The sequence below is a fragment of the Streptomyces sp. NPDC054840 genome, assembly GCF_053611065.1.
In genome coordinates this window covers 1-13,013 of the sequence record NZ_JBSGZP010000145.1, presented here as the reverse complement: position 1 = coordinate 13,013, position 13,013 = coordinate 1, and the positions used below count along the sequence as shown (strand labels likewise).

18 protein-coding genes and 1 tRNA gene are annotated in these 13,013 nt (G+C 70.0%); 3 read left to right on the top strand and 16 right to left on the bottom strand.

Features of this window, described 5'->3' with window-relative positions:
• Nucleotides 1-23: 23 nt before the first annotated feature.
• Nucleotides 24-485 carry a GatB/YqeY domain-containing protein gene (locus ACWGIU_RS13490; RefSeq protein WP_453705342.1) on the bottom strand — a complete coding sequence of 154 codons (462 nt, stop codon included), beginning with the start codon at nucleotides 483-485 and terminating at the stop codon, nucleotides 24-26.
• 68 nt (nucleotides 486-553) lie between these two features.
• On the opposite strand from ACWGIU_RS13490, the gene ACWGIU_RS13485 reads away from it, so the two are divergent.
• Both ACWGIU_RS13485 and ACWGIU_RS13480 read left to right on the top strand, forming a co-directional pair.
• A complete protein-coding gene (locus ACWGIU_RS13485) occupies nucleotides 554-1,492 on the top strand; it encodes a metallophosphoesterase (protein ID WP_453705340.1) in 939 nt (312 codons plus the stop codon).
• Between the two features lie 331 nt (nucleotides 1,493-1,823).
• Nucleotides 1,824-1,897: transfer RNA gene (locus ACWGIU_RS13480), tRNA-Pro, on the top strand.
• A gap of 77 nt (nucleotides 1,898-1,974) precedes the next feature.
• Here ACWGIU_RS13480 and ACWGIU_RS13475 read toward each other — a convergent pair.
• The 15 genes from ACWGIU_RS13475 to ACWGIU_RS13405 all read right to left on the bottom strand — a co-directional run bounded on the left by ACWGIU_RS13475 (nucleotide 1,975) and on the right by ACWGIU_RS13405 (nucleotide 11,972).
• Entirely contained in the window at nucleotides 1,975-3,141 is a 1,167-nt protein-coding gene (locus tag ACWGIU_RS13475) for a tyrosine-type recombinase/integrase (RefSeq protein WP_453705338.1), read from the bottom strand.
• The gene (locus ACWGIU_RS13470; protein WP_389114605.1) at nucleotides 3,138-3,359 is read right to left on the bottom strand and encodes a helix-turn-helix domain-containing protein; all 222 of its coding nucleotides are present in this window, start codon (nucleotides 3,357-3,359) and stop codon (nucleotides 3,138-3,140) included. Before ACWGIU_RS13470 ends, ACWGIU_RS13475 begins: the two co-directional genes overlap by 4 nt.
• Entirely contained in the window at nucleotides 3,356-4,516 is a 1,161-nt protein-coding gene (locus tag ACWGIU_RS13465; protein WP_453705335.1) for an AAA family ATPase, read from the bottom strand. Before ACWGIU_RS13465 ends, ACWGIU_RS13470 begins: the two co-directional genes overlap by 4 nt.
• The gene (locus tag ACWGIU_RS13460) at nucleotides 4,513-5,409 is read right to left on the bottom strand and encodes a bifunctional DNA primase/polymerase (RefSeq protein WP_453705333.1); all 897 of its coding nucleotides are present in this window, start codon (nucleotides 5,407-5,409) and stop codon (nucleotides 4,513-4,515) included. Before ACWGIU_RS13460 ends, ACWGIU_RS13465 begins: the two co-directional genes overlap by 4 nt.
• A gap of 89 nt (nucleotides 5,410-5,498) precedes the next feature.
• Complete coding sequence (locus ACWGIU_RS13455) at nucleotides 5,499-6,005, bottom strand: hypothetical protein (RefSeq protein WP_453705331.1); 507 nt, start codon at nucleotides 6,003-6,005, stop codon at nucleotides 5,499-5,501.
• Between the two features lie 11 nt (nucleotides 6,006-6,016).
• Nucleotides 6,017-6,328 (bottom strand): hypothetical protein, encoded by a 312-nt coding sequence (locus tag ACWGIU_RS13450; RefSeq protein WP_389114598.1) that lies wholly within the window; start codon nucleotides 6,326-6,328, stop codon nucleotides 6,017-6,019.
• A gap of 8 nt (nucleotides 6,329-6,336) precedes the next feature.
• Entirely contained in the window at nucleotides 6,337-6,786 is a 450-nt protein-coding gene (locus ACWGIU_RS13445) for a hypothetical protein (RefSeq protein WP_453705329.1), read from the bottom strand.
• A gap of 10 nt (nucleotides 6,787-6,796) precedes the next feature.
• Nucleotides 6,797-6,985 carry a hypothetical protein gene (locus tag ACWGIU_RS13440; RefSeq protein ID WP_356520927.1) on the bottom strand — a complete coding sequence of 63 codons (189 nt, stop codon included), beginning with the start codon at nucleotides 6,983-6,985 and terminating at the stop codon, nucleotides 6,797-6,799.
• A 164-nt stretch (nucleotides 6,986-7,149) separates the two neighbouring features.
• Nucleotides 7,150-7,347 carry a hypothetical protein gene (locus ACWGIU_RS13435; RefSeq protein ID WP_356520929.1) on the bottom strand — a complete coding sequence of 66 codons (198 nt, stop codon included), beginning with the start codon at nucleotides 7,345-7,347 and terminating at the stop codon, nucleotides 7,150-7,152.
• An 18-nt stretch (nucleotides 7,348-7,365) separates the two neighbouring features.
• Nucleotides 7,366-7,617 (bottom strand): hypothetical protein, encoded by a 252-nt coding sequence (locus tag ACWGIU_RS13430; RefSeq protein WP_389114594.1) that lies wholly within the window; start codon nucleotides 7,615-7,617, stop codon nucleotides 7,366-7,368.
• Between the two features lie 139 nt (nucleotides 7,618-7,756).
• Nucleotides 7,757-9,958 (bottom strand): cell division protein FtsK, encoded by a 2,202-nt coding sequence (locus ACWGIU_RS13425; RefSeq protein WP_453705326.1) that lies wholly within the window; start codon nucleotides 9,956-9,958, stop codon nucleotides 7,757-7,759.
• 130 nt (nucleotides 9,959-10,088) lie between these two features.
• Nucleotides 10,089-10,484, bottom strand: a complete 396-nt coding sequence (locus ACWGIU_RS13420) for an RRQRL motif-containing zinc-binding protein (protein ID WP_453705324.1) — start codon at nucleotides 10,482-10,484, stop codon at nucleotides 10,089-10,091.
• Nucleotides 10,484-11,494, bottom strand: coding sequence for a DUF2637 domain-containing protein (locus tag ACWGIU_RS13415; RefSeq protein ID WP_453705322.1), 1,011 nt, complete (start codon nucleotides 11,492-11,494; stop codon nucleotides 10,484-10,486). Before ACWGIU_RS13415 ends, ACWGIU_RS13420 begins: the two co-directional genes overlap by 1 nt.
• Entirely contained in the window at nucleotides 11,491-11,679 is a 189-nt protein-coding gene (locus ACWGIU_RS13410) for a hypothetical protein (RefSeq protein ID WP_453705320.1), read from the bottom strand. The genes ACWGIU_RS13415 and ACWGIU_RS13410 overlap by 4 nt, the downstream gene beginning before the upstream one ends.
• Complete coding sequence (locus ACWGIU_RS13405; RefSeq protein WP_389114587.1) at nucleotides 11,676-11,972, bottom strand: hypothetical protein; 297 nt, start codon at nucleotides 11,970-11,972, stop codon at nucleotides 11,676-11,678. Before ACWGIU_RS13405 ends, ACWGIU_RS13410 begins: the two co-directional genes overlap by 4 nt.
• A 499-nt stretch (nucleotides 11,973-12,471) precedes the next feature.
• Between ACWGIU_RS13405 and ACWGIU_RS13400 the strand changes: the two genes are divergently transcribed.
• Nucleotides 12,472-12,849 (top strand): GntR family transcriptional regulator, encoded by a 378-nt coding sequence (locus tag ACWGIU_RS13400; protein ID WP_389114586.1) that lies wholly within the window; start codon nucleotides 12,472-12,474, stop codon nucleotides 12,847-12,849.
• Nucleotides 12,850-13,013 lie beyond the last annotated feature (164 nt).

Below are 13,013 nucleotides of genomic sequence, written 5' to 3'. Positions count from 1 at the left end.
CCCCCTTCTTCCGCCTCGCGGTCCTACGAGAGCTGCTGCTTGACGACGGCGGCGACCCGCCCGCCCTCCGCCAGCCCGGCGACCTTCGGGTTCACGATCTTCATGACGGCACCCATGGCGCGCGGCCCCTCGGCACCCGCGGCCTTGGCCTCCTGCACAGCCTGCGTCACGATCGCCACGAGCTCGTCGTCGCTGAGCTGCTTGGGCAGGTACGTGTCGAGGAACTCGCCCTCCGCGGTCTCGCGCGCGGCCTGCTCGGGACGGCCGCCCTGGGCGAAGGCCTCGGCGGCCTCACGGCGCTTCTTCGCCTCCTTGGCGATCACCTTGAGGACTTCCTCGTCGGAGAGCACACGTGCCACCTTGCCCGCGACCTCCTCCTTGGTGATGGCCGAGAGGGTCAGGCGCAGCGTGGACGAGTGCAGCTCGTCGCGCGCCCTGATGGCGGTCGTGAGGTCTTCCTGGAGCTTGGCCTTGAGCGTGGTCATGGAAGTGAGTCTGCCAGGTGCGGGGGCAGTGGCGCTCACGGGTTTTGCGGGTCTGCGACGATGGGTCCATGCGTGCGCGTTACGGAGTACCCCTGAAGGCAGCTGCCGGAGTCGCTGCGGTGGGGGCCGCGGGTGTGGCCTATGCCGCCGGTTTCGAGGCACGGTCCTTCCGCCTGCGCCGGGTCACGGTGCCTGTCCTTCCCCGGGGGATGCGCCCGCTGCGCGTGCTCCAGGTCTCCGACATCCACATGGTCGGCGGACAGCGCAAGAAACGTGCCTGGCTGCAGTCCCTGGCCGGCCTGCGCCCCGACTTCGTCGTGAACACCGGCGACAACCTCTCCGACACCGAGGGGATCCCCGAGCTGCTCGACGCCTTGGGCCCCCTGATGTCCTTCCCGGGTGTGTACGTCTTCGGGTCGAACGACTACTACGGGCCGCGGCTGCGCAACCCCGGGCGCTACCTGATCGAGAAGACCCAGGGCCGGCACGGGCTGAACGGCAACAAACCGGTCGTCGGCGCCGTCCACAACCCGTGGGAGGAGATGCGGGACGCCTTCGACGCGGCCGGCTGGCTGAACCTCACCAACACCCGGGCGCGCCTGAAGCTGGACGGCCTGGAGCTCGCCTTCACCGGGCTCGACGACCCGCACATCAAGCGGGACCGCTACGCGAGCGTGGCCGGTGGCCCGGAGGCGGACGCGGACTTCTCGATGGCGGTGGTGCACGCCCCGTACCTGCGCGTCCTGGAGTCCTTCACGGCCGACCGCTACCCGCTGATCCTCGCGGGTCACACCCACGGCGGGCAGCTGTGCATCCCCTTCTACGGGGCGCTCGTCACCAACTGCGACCTGGACACGAAGCGGGTGAAGGGGCTCTCCACGCACGAGGCGGAGGGCAATCGCGCGTACCTGCACGTCTCGGCGGGCTGTGGCACCAACCGGTTCACGCCGGTCCGCTTCGCGTGCCCGCCGGAGGCGACGCTCCTGACGCTGACCCCGAAGGGGTAACACGCAGCGCGGAGGACCGCCCCGTCGCACCTCGTCGTGGTGGCGTTCAGCCCCCTGGTCGCCGCCGACAGCGTGTGCCGGTACACGGACCGCTTCATCGACGCGGCCGGATACGGCTACGCCGCGTGCCCCTGAACGCGCCCTGTCCCTGGGCGCCGCCTTCCACGCCCTCGGCCACGCCCTCGTCCTCGCCCCAGTCGCGGCGGACCGCTTCCGCCCGACGCCACCCCTGACCCCGCGACCGCTCCGCGAAAACCGGATTTCGTCTCCGGCGAGAGGTCCGCTAAAGTAATCGATGTCGCCAGGGCAGCAAGCGCTGCAAGGCGGCGATCGGGGTGTAGCGCAGCTTGGCAGCGCGCTTCGTTCGGGACGAAGAGGTCGTGGGTTCAAATCCCGCCACCCCGACAGAGTAAGACCAGGTCAGCAGTCCCCTCACGTGAGGGGACTGCTGACCTGTTTCTGCTGAGTGACTAACTGAGTGACTACGGCTTCCGCGCGTCCTTGAAGATCTCGTCCATGGCCGTCGCCCCGGTCTGGATCACGGGCCTGATCTGCTTCCGATAGACCGCCTCGGTGACGGCAGTACCGGAGTGCCCGACGAGCCGCGAGATCTCTTCGAGCGGGACCCCCTTATCGGAGAGCAGCGAGACGAAGCTGTGCCGCAGCTCCCGCGGAGTCCACTCCTTCGCGTCGACCCCCTCGGCCCCGGTGATCGCCAGGCGGAAGGCGCGCCGGACGTTGGTCGAGTCCAGCTCGGTCCCCGTGGCGGAGGAGAAGACAAGCCCCTTCTCCGTCCACTGATCACCAGCGGCGAGCCGGTCCCACCCCTGCTCTTCGAACTGCTGCCAGAGCGCGTCCACGCATCGCGCAGGCAGAGCGATCGTCCGGCGCGACTTCTTGGTCTTGGTGTCCCCGGTGGAGCGGACCGAGCGCCACACCGCGATGTGCGGCGGTACAGGCGGCACCGCGTTCGGGTCCCCCTTCAGGAAGACGTGATCCCAGGTGAGCGCCCGCATCTCTTCAGTCCGGGCACCGGTGAGCAGGGCCACCACGATGTACGCGTACGCGGACGTCCCCTCAGCCGCATTGAGCACCGCCTCGGCCTCGGCCAGCCTGAGCGCCTTCGACGGCCGGCCCGGCTGGCCGGTCGGGATGACGCACAGCTCCACGATGTTCCGCTTCACCTTGTCCCGGACCATGGCCCGTTTCACGGACCGGTTCAGGCACGAGTGCATCGCCTGAAGCGTGCGGGTGCTGAGCGTCCTGGCCTTCTCCGCCAGCCACTTGTCGACGTCCTCGCCGCTCAGCTCCCGAAGCTTCCGGGCGCCGAGGGCCGGGATCACGTGGATCCGACTGAGCGAGGTGCAGGTGGCCACGGTCCGCGCGTCGCGGCCGGCCAACCCGTACATGAGCCAGTCGTCCACCGCGTTCGCCACGGTGTAGTTGGTCGGAGCGACGGCCAACCCGTCCTCGTGATCGCGGAGCACCTCCTTGAGTTTGGCCTTGGCCTCGGTCTTGGTCTTGCCGCTCCCCTTTCGCACGACGCGCTTCCCGCTCGCGTCGAAGCCGAGGGTCACGGAGGCGATCCAGCGCTGGCGCCTCTCGTCCCAGTGGAGACCGCCATCCCCCCTACTACGGCGCTTGGTCACTTACCGGCTCCTGCCTCGCGCTCCAGCAGCGCGACGTACTCGTTGATGGCGGACACGGGGATGAGGCGGGCACGGCCCTCGTTGACGGCCCGGAGACGGCCCGCGCGGATCAGCTCGTAGATGACGGTGCGGCTCAGGCTCAGGGCGCGCATGGCCTCCGGCACTTTCAGGAGGACCGGGGTGACTGTCGCGTTGCGCTCGGGGAGGGCGAGGGTCACGGATTCCTCCTGAGGTCGTGTGACGGACGGGCGGACAGCCCGGACAGGTCCGATCCGGGCCGTCCGGGGCGTTCGGGCTGGTCAGATGGGGAGACCGGACAGTCGGACAGCTGGGACACCTCAGGAGTGCTCTCTGTCCGCGTCGCGGTGTCCGGGTAGTAGCTGCCGCTGGCGTCCTTGGCGAGCTGGCCATCGGCGGCCATGCGGGAGCAGGTGCGTCGGACGGTGTCCGCATCGAGGTGGGGCAATGCCTCGGCGATGTCCTTCGGGCGGACGCCGGGGTGCGCGCGGACGTGGCGGAGGATGACGGCTCGGGTGTCGCCAACGAGGTGATCCGAGGCGGGGCCGTCCAGGAGGTGCCACGCACCGGAAGCGGCCTGGAACTGGAGGGCGTACTCGGCTTCGTCCACGTCTCGGCCGGTTACGTGCAGGATGCCGTCAGCCTGTCCGCGGGCCCGCTTCAGGACCAGGGTGGCGTCAGCGGCGCCAGCGATGCCGTTGGTGCCAGAGACCTCGGTGAGGAAGTCCTCGGAGCCTGCCTTGCGGACGTGGTGGACCAGTACGACGGCGATGCCGTAGTGATCCGCGATCCGCTTGGCGTAGCCCACCGCGTGATAGTCCGCGTCGTACGCGGAGATCCCCTGAGGGGCCTGGCCGCGCATCTTGGCGAACACGTCGATCACGACCATGCGGGCGTCCGGGTTTCGGTCGAGCCACTGGGCGATAGCCGCATCTCCGCCTTGGGGGAAGGGCGGGCACTCGGTAACCAGGGTCAGGCCGGCGGGCGCGGGCTGGCCGCCGAGAAGCTTTCCCATGCGGGACTGGAGGCGGCGCGGGGTGTCCTCCAGGGCGAGGTAGAGCACTGGGCCGCCGAGGACGGGTACGGAGTCGAAGGCCTGTCCCCCGGCCGCGACGGAGAGGGCGAGGCCGAGGGAAAGCCAGGACTTACCGACCTTGGGCGGTCCGGCGAGGAGGCTGACGCCTTCGGCGAGGATGCCGGGCACGGCCCACTTCGGTTCGGGGAACTCCGTGGCCATGAGCTGATCGGCGGTCCACGCGGTGCGGGGTCGTTCCCGCTTGGGCGGGGGCGAGGCCTCGGGCTGGGGGTCGCTGGGGACGGAGTACAGGTGGAGGGGCGGGATCGGGTTGGTGGTCATGACGCAACCGCCCTCGGCCTCCGGGCTCCGGCGCGAAGGCCGGAGGCGACCGTGGCGCGGGCTTCGCGGTCGCCCTGGCCAACGCGGAGCGCCGCCTCCGTGAGCCACTCGATCACGTCCGCTTCGCTCAGCTCTCCCCCGGCAACGAGCTGGCCGAGTGCGACGGCGGCGACGTAGAGAGCTGAGTTGTGCTCGTGGTCGGCCGATCCGGATACGCGCTCCAACTCGCCGTTGATCGCAGCCTGGAGCCACCGGCCGCGCCGGTCTGCACCGAGTTCAACCGTGACGGGCGCCTGGGTCGGGAGCGGAGTGGGACGGAGCAGGTCGAGCAGCCAGTCCGGCAGCAACCGCGGGGCCACGCTCACGACCGTCTCGTACGGGCGCCCCTTCCCCGTGATGGTGCTGCCGGGGCCCACGACGTAGCCGCCAATGGCTCGGGTGTCGATCTTCCAACCGAGCTTGCCCGCCGTGTTGCGCAGCTCGATGCCCTCGGGGGCGGCGAAGTAGAGGTGCTGGCCGCCGCTGGAGGTGGAAACCGTGTGCGTGTCGGGGGCGAGGTCTCCGCGTCCGGTGTGCCGCTGGCAGAGGGCGAGGAAGACGTCTCGACCGTTCTGGATGCCGGGGTGGGCCCAGCTGACTGGCGGAAGGTCGTCCGGGGTCTTGGCGGTGTCGAGATCAACCACCAACAGGTTGGACGGGCCGGTGGCGATGCCGATGTTGTAGGGGGCGTGGGCCCAGCAGCGGGCGATCCGTGTGGGGTCGGTCGTGGCGCGCTCGGTCCAGTTCCGGATGGCGGGCCGCTTGTCTCCCGGGATGAGGGGGAAGACGTGCCAGCCTCGGTCAGCGGCGCTCTGCGCGGCCACGGCCAGCGAGTGCGGTTCGGGGTGAGGCATCCTTGGGTTCTCCTGTCGGTCTTCGGACTTGCGGGGAGGGCCGTGGCGGCGGGCGACCTTGGTGGGGAGTCCTGCCGCCACGGGCGTATTCAGCTGTGTCGGTGCCAGAGGGCGTACTCCTGGCGGAGGTAGCCGCGGGGTTCGTGGATGCTGTCCGGGTGGTTGGGCGTGTAGGGGCCGTCCGCGTAGCCGCTGGGGCCGAGGCCGGCGGCGTGGTCGATGGCCATCAGGCGGCGGGCGGCTTCGGTGGCGAGGGTTGCGGCTTCGCCACTCACGGGGTCGTCGTCGGTGAGGGCGACGCGGTCCAGGAGCGCGGCCTTGCGGAGCCAGAACTCGCGGACGGCGATGCCGTGCAGGCAGTCGCGGACTCCGCGCGCGGTCCATCCGATCTCGCTGATGATGCTGGGCGCGGTGGCGTACGCGGTCTCGGGCGTGGGCCAGTGGCCGGGCTGCTGCTCTGCGGTGACGTAGAGGCGGACGCGCTCGCCGTCACGGGTCGGGTGCTGGCGGAACTGGCCAGTGGTGAAGGTCTCGGACAGAGCCTTCGTGATCTCGGGGGCCTCGGGCGGGGTGCAGATGATCCGGATCTCGAACATGCGGATTCCTCTCAGGCTGCGGGGAGTTCGAGGGTCTCTACGGCGGGTCCGGGCAGACTGACGACGTTCGTGGCCTTGCCTGGGGTGTTGGGCCCGTCGTTGTGGAAGCGCCAACTGCCGATGTCCCGCTGGCGCTTCTGCTTGTCAGGGTGGGTGTAGCGGCGGGCCTCGCCGGGGTGGGTGTGGTTCCAGCCCTCGGCGCACACCTTGTGGACGGGCTCCCCGGCGTGGGAGCGCAGTGGTGTCGGCTTGCCGCACAAGGTGCACGGCCGGTTCCCGCTGTGGTCGTAGTGGCGGGTGTCGCCCCAGTCCAGGAGCTGCATCGCCGGTCTCAGCCGTGGAAGTGGTTGCGCTTGAAGACGGCCCGGCGAATGTTGACGATCGTCCCGCCCTGGGCGCCGTGGTTGTTGTCGAGGACCTGGGTGGCGATGAAGCCGCCGAAGATGACGGCGGCCAGGATGATGAGCTGCTGGATGAGGGCTGCGATGGCGGCGATGAAGGTGGTCAGGAGCATCAGGCCGCCGCAGACGGCAGCGAAGCCGATCCCACCGAGGGCGATGTTCACAGCGAGCGGGTTGATGGCGGGCCGCTCCCGGACGGGCTCGGGGGCCTTGGTGGGGGCGATGGCGTAGCCGGTGATGATCCGGCCGTCAGGGAGCTGGACCGTCTGGACGTCCGGCAGCGGGTGCGGCTGCTGAACGTCGAGCGGCGGGTAAGCCGTGGCGAGGGGCACGGGGTGATGGAGTTCGGTGGTCTCCCGCCGGGTGAGGTCGTGGTTCAAGGGGTGCCTCCTACAGGTCGGGTATGGCGTTGATGAGAGAGGTCATGACTTGGGTGACGGCGGGGGCGGCGCCGGTGGAGGCGAGGAAGAAGCCGAACATGACGGCGACGAAGGCGCTTCCGGCGCCGAGGGTCTTGGAGCGCAGGAGGAGGAAGAGGATCAGCCCGAAGAGGGCGACGAGGGAGAGGGTGACGGCCAATGGGGTTCTCCTTGCTCGGGGTTGGGGAGTGCGGGCGGGTAGGGTGCGCGATGGTTCGGCCCTTTCGGGGGCCGGGTTTCGAGTGACGGCCGGCGGCCGAGCCGGTCTGCCGCCAGCTAGGCGGGGGATGCGCCTCATGGCGTTCGGCCGCCGGTCCGCTCGTTCTACTTGCGGCGCGTATTGCGGGCGTCCTCGCGGGCCTGGGCGGTCTCGCGGATGCGGTCGATCTCGTTCTCGATGGCCTTGATGGACTTGCCGCGCTGCTGGCGGCGGACGGCCTTGAAGCCGAGGTAGAGGACACGGGCGAGTTCACCGGGGCTGTGCGGGTCGAGGTCGGTGAAGGGCTGCGGGTCGCGGGCCATGAAGGTGCTCCCTTGGGGTCAGCGGGTGCCGGCGCGGTGGACGCGGACAGCGCGGTTGTAGATCCAGCGGCCGACGCGTATGCGCTTGCCGGTGGTGTGGCAGCGGCGGCAGTCCTTGCCGCGCTTGAGCCGTCCCTTGCGGTCGGTCCGGGTGAGGTAGCCGAAGCCGCGGCACTTACGGCAGTTCCCGAACGGTGAGGCCACGCATGTCGCGATGTAGCTGAGCGTGAGCAGCAGGATGAGGGCGCTAGCGGTGAGGAAGAGGGTCACGAAGGGCCTCCCAGCCGGTTTCAGGGCGTGCGGGGGCCAGCCCGCTAGGCACTAGCGGGCTGATCAGGCATGGAATGGGGTGCTAGGCGCGGTGCTAGACCTAGCGGGGTGCTCCGCTAGGTCTAGCTGCGGATCGGGGTCAGCTCGCGTCCCGCTTTCCGTCACGCTCCGCGCTCGCCTTGACGATGTCGGCGCGTACGATGCCGCGCCGGTTGGCGCCCTTCCCGGCCTCGGTCTTTCCCCAGACCTGGATGGTGGGGACGCCGTAGGGCTTGAGGACGTAGGCCAGCTGCTCGGGCTCCCACCCGCCGTAGACGTCCGGCCGCAGCTCCGCCAGGCGGGCGACGACGACCTCGGACCAGAGCTTGGGCTCTTCCGCGGGGACGACGGCGAGGATGTCGGACAGCAGGTCGTAGGCGGACCGCTCCGCGTGCTCCGGCTCCTGACCGAGGGCGTGACCGGCGAGGGTGCCCGCCCGCTCGCGGGCGGCGCGGGCCCGGTTCCCGATGGCCTCGGCGGTCGGGGCATCCACGTAGACGGAGGACACGATGCGGGCGTCCGCTCCCTCGCCCACGAAGTAGTGGATGCCCTTGTCCTTCCAGGAGAACATCGTGGCCCGCACACCCCGCTTGTAGGAGGAGGTGCCCAGCACCATGTCGTTCTCCAGCTGGCCCATGACCTTCAGGCAGAAGCGCGCCGACGCGTTCGCGGAGATCCCGGTGGGCAGGGCCTTGGCGTCCGGGCGCTGGGTAGCCAGGAGCAGGACGATGCCGGTGGCGGGGCCGCGCTTGACCAGGTCGGTGCAGATTTCCTCGAACTCGGCGCCGTGCTTGGGGTGCTCGAACCACACTTGGCACTCGTCCACCCCGATCACGATCGGGTGCAACCCCAGCTTGGGCTTGTTCGCCAGCTCGCTGGTCACCTTCGACTCGGGGCAGATGTCGCGGGGCAGGGACCGGATCATCTTCGCCCGTCGCCGCAGTTCCTCGCGGACTTCTCGCAGGTCTGCGAGGGCGTAGTCGATGTCGGCGTCTTCATCGCCGGCGCGGTGGCGGTGGGAGACCTTCTCCCCGACCGGGTCGAGGTCTCCGGTGCCCTTGAGGTCGTAGGTGTGCAGCTCAGCGCGGGTGTCGAGCGCGGCGATCAGGAGTAGGAGGCGGAGGAGGAAGGTCTTGCCCATGCGGGGGATCGCGCCGATGACGGCCGCGATGTACATGAGGGTGATCTCCACCCACCGTCCGCGCTGGTCGGTGCCGAACGCGACGGGCTTGAACAGGTCCACGCTCCCGGACTTCAGGAGCGGCCAGGTGGGCTTCTTTGCGGTGGACATGTCCTGGTCGCCGACCCAGAGCACGAGGCGGCCGGTGTGCTCGTCCGGGACGGCCTCGGGCCACACGCAGCCGAGGGGGCGGCGCAGGCCGGAGGCGAGCTTGTCGCGGCGCTCGATGACGTCGGTGACGGTGACGCCGTAGGGGAGGTCTCCCTCGGCCCGCCAGCCGGGCCCGTCGCGGGTGATAGGGGCGGTGAAGGTGAACCCGTCACGGCCCTTGGACTGAGCCTGGCTGATCGGGGCGATGCCGAGGGCGCCGAGGGCGCGCAGGATGATGTCCGAGGTCAACTTGGGCGCCTTCGCGACCTCGACGGCGCGGTTGATGACGGGGGCGTCGGGGCGTCGGCCGGCCGCGCCGAGGGCGAGGACCAGGGCGCTGATGGAGAGGGCGTGGACCCAGCCGGGGGCCAGGATGTAGATGGCGAGCGCGGTGATGGAGCCGACCAGCAGGGAGAGTCCGGCGATGATGGCGCGCAGCCGGACGCGTCCGTCACGCTGGCGGGAGAGGGTCAGGTACTCGGCGGCGTCCTCACGGCGGACGGCCGCAGCGCGGACGGGGTCGCCCTCGCGGTCGGCCAGCCACCTCACCGTCCCCCCGACCACCCGCGCGGCACCGCGGGGCGCCTGGAGGGTGAGGCGGGCGGCGTAGACCGGGGACCGCAGCGCGTGATACCCGGCCAGGTGGGAATAGTGCTTGGCCACCCAACCAGCGGCCGTCTTCAGTTCAGCGCTGGAGCGCAGCCACGGCGGGATGATCGCCCGACGCTTCGCGCCGAGGAGTCGGCCGAGGTAGCCGGGCCCGGCGAGGGCGGGTCCGTCGACGAGCCGTCGGGCCGACGGGTCGCCCGACTCGTCGGCCGCCGTGGCGGGTGCCGAGTCGGCGGACGGGTCGGCCGTCGCGTGGCGGGCGGTGCGGGCCTTGTCGAGGTCGACCACGTCGGCGCCGAAGTCGGCGGTCAGTTCGGCTTCGAGTCGGTTGAAGAAGTCGTGCTCGTCGTCAGGGTGCTTCACTGGAGCTTCCTTCCAGAGCGAGGGAAATGACGGGCCCGACCGACTGCTGTGAGAGGTGAGCGGTCGGGCCCGTGTCCTTGATGGTGAGTCAGGTGCCTGCACAGGTAGGCACGCAAAGTGCGTGCCTTGTTCAGGCGGCGCGCTGTTCTTGAGTGGCGCTGCAGTCGGTGCATGTACCGAGGGAGGTCGGGATGACGTATCCGGCGTCCCTCTGGCAGTCGGGGCAGGTGCGGCGGGCCCGCATCGCCTTGGCGAGCGCGGATGCTCGGCCGGGGGTCATGGGACGAACGGGCTTGGCCCGGTCGACGTCGTAGAGGTAGGCGGCACGGATCCCGGGGCTGCCCGGCTGGCGGTATCGGTTGGAGTGCCACATCAGCTGCGCAACGACGTCTTGGCCGCCGGGCCTGAGCCCTTGCTCGCGCAGCTGGCGGCGGGTGGCCAGGCCGAGCGGGGCCAGGTTCCATGGGTAGGTGGGGATACCGAAGCGTTCCCCGCGCGGGTCCCAGAACCGCGGCTGGCCGGCCATCAGGCGGCCGTCTCAAGCAGGTTGTCCACCTCGTCAGTGGGCTGTCGCTTGCGGCCTTCGGCTCGCTCGGCCAACAGGGCGTCCCGCAGGGATCGGGAGCTGGCGGCGGAGCAGCGCAGGTGAGTGCGGATGGCCTCGGCATTGATCGCGGTGTCGGGCCAAGCCGCCGTCACGTCACGGGCTTCGGCGAGCAGCTGCTCGGCGGTCCGCTGTCCCTTGGTGGCCTTGGCCCGGCTCGGCCGCCTACGCGGGGAGCGGGGCGCCCTGCCCTTCGGTGCTTCCTTCTCGGGGCCTGCGGGCTCCACCGCCTCGGCAGGAACCGACGTGATCGTCTCGGTCGCCTCGACGGCGGGGGCCAGCTCGCCGAGCTTGAGCAGGACCCGCTGGCGTCGTGGTGTCTTCGTGCGCCACTTGCGGCCGTGCAGCTCCCGCAGATCAGCGCGGGCCAGCTGTCGTTCCCGTTCCTTCGCCAGTGCCTCGGTGTAGGAGGTGATCTCCCACAAGGTCATGCGGCGCCAGAGCGCGAAGGTGGAGGGGAAGGCGAGCAGCCATCGGGAACGTCGGATCTTCTCCATCCGGCGGCCGGTGACGGCGCCGATCCGGACGGCGTAGACGTGGGCAACGATCTCGGCGAACACGACCCACAGCAGCGGCATCGTGCCGTGCGCGAGCTTCGCGGACAGCGAGTGCCCGGCCGCGATGTTCAGCCAGCATGTCACCGCGGTCAGGGCCCAGGGCACGAACCGCACCCACGCGAGCGGCATGTCCATCCGGATGAGCAGCAGGTTGGCCGCGGTGAACACCGGGATCGCGATGTCGATGCCGATCGGCAGCATCCACGGCGAACCGAACGCCCACCGCTCCGCCGCCGCCGAGACCGCATCGAACGAAGAGGCCAGGCCCAGCCCGCCGACCCCTGCCGCCGCCACGGCGGCGAAGCCCATCAGGCCCAGCTCGGGCTTGGTCAGAGGCGGAACCTCGGGCCGTGCGTTCTCCGGCGTGGTCGTCATCGCGCACCGCCAATCCGCCGGCGGTGGTTCGCCCAGCCGAGGTGGTGGGCACAGAAGCCGATCGCGGCGATCAGGAGCAGCCACTGCTCGTGCAGCGCCACAGCGGCCAGCAGCGCGGTGATCGTGACCGCCGAGCCGGTCGCGATCAGGATCCGGTCGGCGCCATCGGGCGAGTGCTGGCTCATGCCGCCGCCCCCTTGCCGGAACGCGTGCGGCGGCGGGCGGGCCGCCGCCGCATCGGGACTACGTTGAACAGCTCCGGCGCGTTCGCCTCGATCACCTGGGCGGCGACCCGGCTCACGTCATCCGGCAGATCCGGGTTCTCGGCGAGGATGTCGCGGGCCGCATCCAGACGGGCCGCACGCTCCTCCTCACTCTCACCCTCCACCCCGAGCCACAGCTCCAGCGGGGTACCCAGGGCCAGCTCGATGAACTCGTTCACACTGACGGCCTCCTGGCCGCCGATGTACGTACGCATGGTGCTCTCCTGAAGTCAGCAGGGGCGGGGAGAACCCGGCGGTGGGCGACCTTGGTGGGGAGTCCCACCGCCGGGCGGAGACGTGCAATGGGAGGGCTTCGCCGTCCCGCCGTTGCCACGGCGGACAGCCCCGAGCCCTGGGTGTCGGGCGCGTCATCGTCGCTGCTCTGACGCCAGCAGGGCGGCGCGCAACGGGTGGCAGCCGAAGCTGTTCTCCAGGGCCGATACGCGGAAATGTGAGCCGCCAGGCGGTCATGACCCAGCCGCCAGGGGACGGGATCACGCCCGTCGCGTCTTGCTACTCACTCTGTTCAGTTTTCAAGGAGCCAGTGGTTCCTTCGGATCCGTTTCGCGGGATCCTCCGGGCACGGGAGACGCACGAGAGATGATCCAGATTGACCTAGGTCCATCTCTTGGTTAGGAAGCTACCCAGGTCGATCCGGGTCGTCAAGCGGCTCGACCGGATTCGAATTGACCTAGGCCGGTTACGCTCGAACGCATGGAGAAGAGCGCCGGCGCACCGCGCCCCACGGCCAAGGACATCGCCGCCGACATCCGCCGCGAGATCGCGAGTGGGAAGCTGGGGCCAGGCGACCAGCTCAGGGCTGCTCGCGAGCTGGCCAAGGAGTACCAAGTGACCTTGGTCAAGGTTCAGAACGCGTATCGCGAGCTGAGCGACGAAGGACTCGTGTTCTCCGAGGTGGGGCGCGGGACGTTCGTCGCCGACCCCTCGCAGCCCATCCGCTCGGGGGACGGCGGAGGCGGAACGGCGTTCATCGCCCTCGCCACGGAGATCAGCGCGCTTCACGAGACGCTCAGGCAGTTCGGGGAACGGCTGGAACGCCTGGAAGAGATCGTGAAGACGCGGGGTGCGTAAGCCCCTCTACAACACCATCTGCGCGTAAGGACAGCCGCAACAACTCCTGTTGAGCGGCTCTGATGCCTGCCAGGAGCAAGGCACACTGTGCAGCGCTGAGTTCACTTGCTTCACGCGGCTGTTCGACTGTGATCGGCATGTGGGACAGCCTGAGTGCATAAACG

Excerpts from the sequence above, each read along its gene's own strand:
- ACWGIU_RS13490 (WP_453705342.1), bottom strand. The coding sequence starts at position 485 with ATGACCACGCTCAAGGCCAAGCTCCAGGAAGACCTCACGACCGCCATC.
- ACWGIU_RS13485 (WP_453705340.1), top strand. The coding sequence starts at position 554 with ATGCGTGCGCGTTACGGAGTACCCCTGAAGGCAGCTGCCGGAGTCGCT.
- ACWGIU_RS13465 (WP_453705335.1), bottom strand. The coding sequence starts at position 4,516 with ATGACCACCAACCCGATCCCGCCCCTCCACCTGTACTCCGTCCCCAGC.
- ACWGIU_RS13460 (WP_453705333.1), bottom strand. The coding sequence starts at position 5,409 with ATGCCTCACCCCGAACCGCACTCGCTGGCCGTGGCCGCGCAGAGCGCC.
- ACWGIU_RS13455 (WP_453705331.1), bottom strand. The coding sequence starts at position 6,005 with ATGTTCGAGATCCGGATCATCTGCACCCCGCCCGAGGCCCCCGAGATC.
- ACWGIU_RS13450 (WP_389114598.1), bottom strand. The coding sequence starts at position 6,328 with ATGCAGCTCCTGGACTGGGGCGACACCCGCCACTACGACCACAGCGGG.
- ACWGIU_RS13435 (WP_356520929.1), bottom strand. The coding sequence starts at position 7,347 with ATGGCCCGCGACCCGCAGCCCTTCACCGACCTCGACCCGCACAGCCCC.
- ACWGIU_RS13420 (WP_453705324.1), bottom strand. The coding sequence starts at position 10,484 with ATGGCCGGCCAGCCGCGGTTCTGGGACCCGCGCGGGGAACGCTTCGGT.
- ACWGIU_RS13415 (WP_453705322.1), bottom strand. The coding sequence starts at position 11,494 with ATGACGACCACGCCGGAGAACGCACGGCCCGAGGTTCCGCCTCTGACC.
- ACWGIU_RS13410 (WP_453705320.1), bottom strand. The coding sequence starts at position 11,679 with ATGAGCCAGCACTCGCCCGATGGCGCCGACCGGATCCTGATCGCGACC.
- ACWGIU_RS13405 (WP_389114587.1), bottom strand. The coding sequence starts at position 11,972 with ATGCGTACGTACATCGGCGGCCAGGAGGCCGTCAGTGTGAACGAGTTC.
- ACWGIU_RS13400 (WP_389114586.1), top strand. The coding sequence starts at position 12,472 with ATGGAGAAGAGCGCCGGCGCACCGCGCCCCACGGCCAAGGACATCGCC.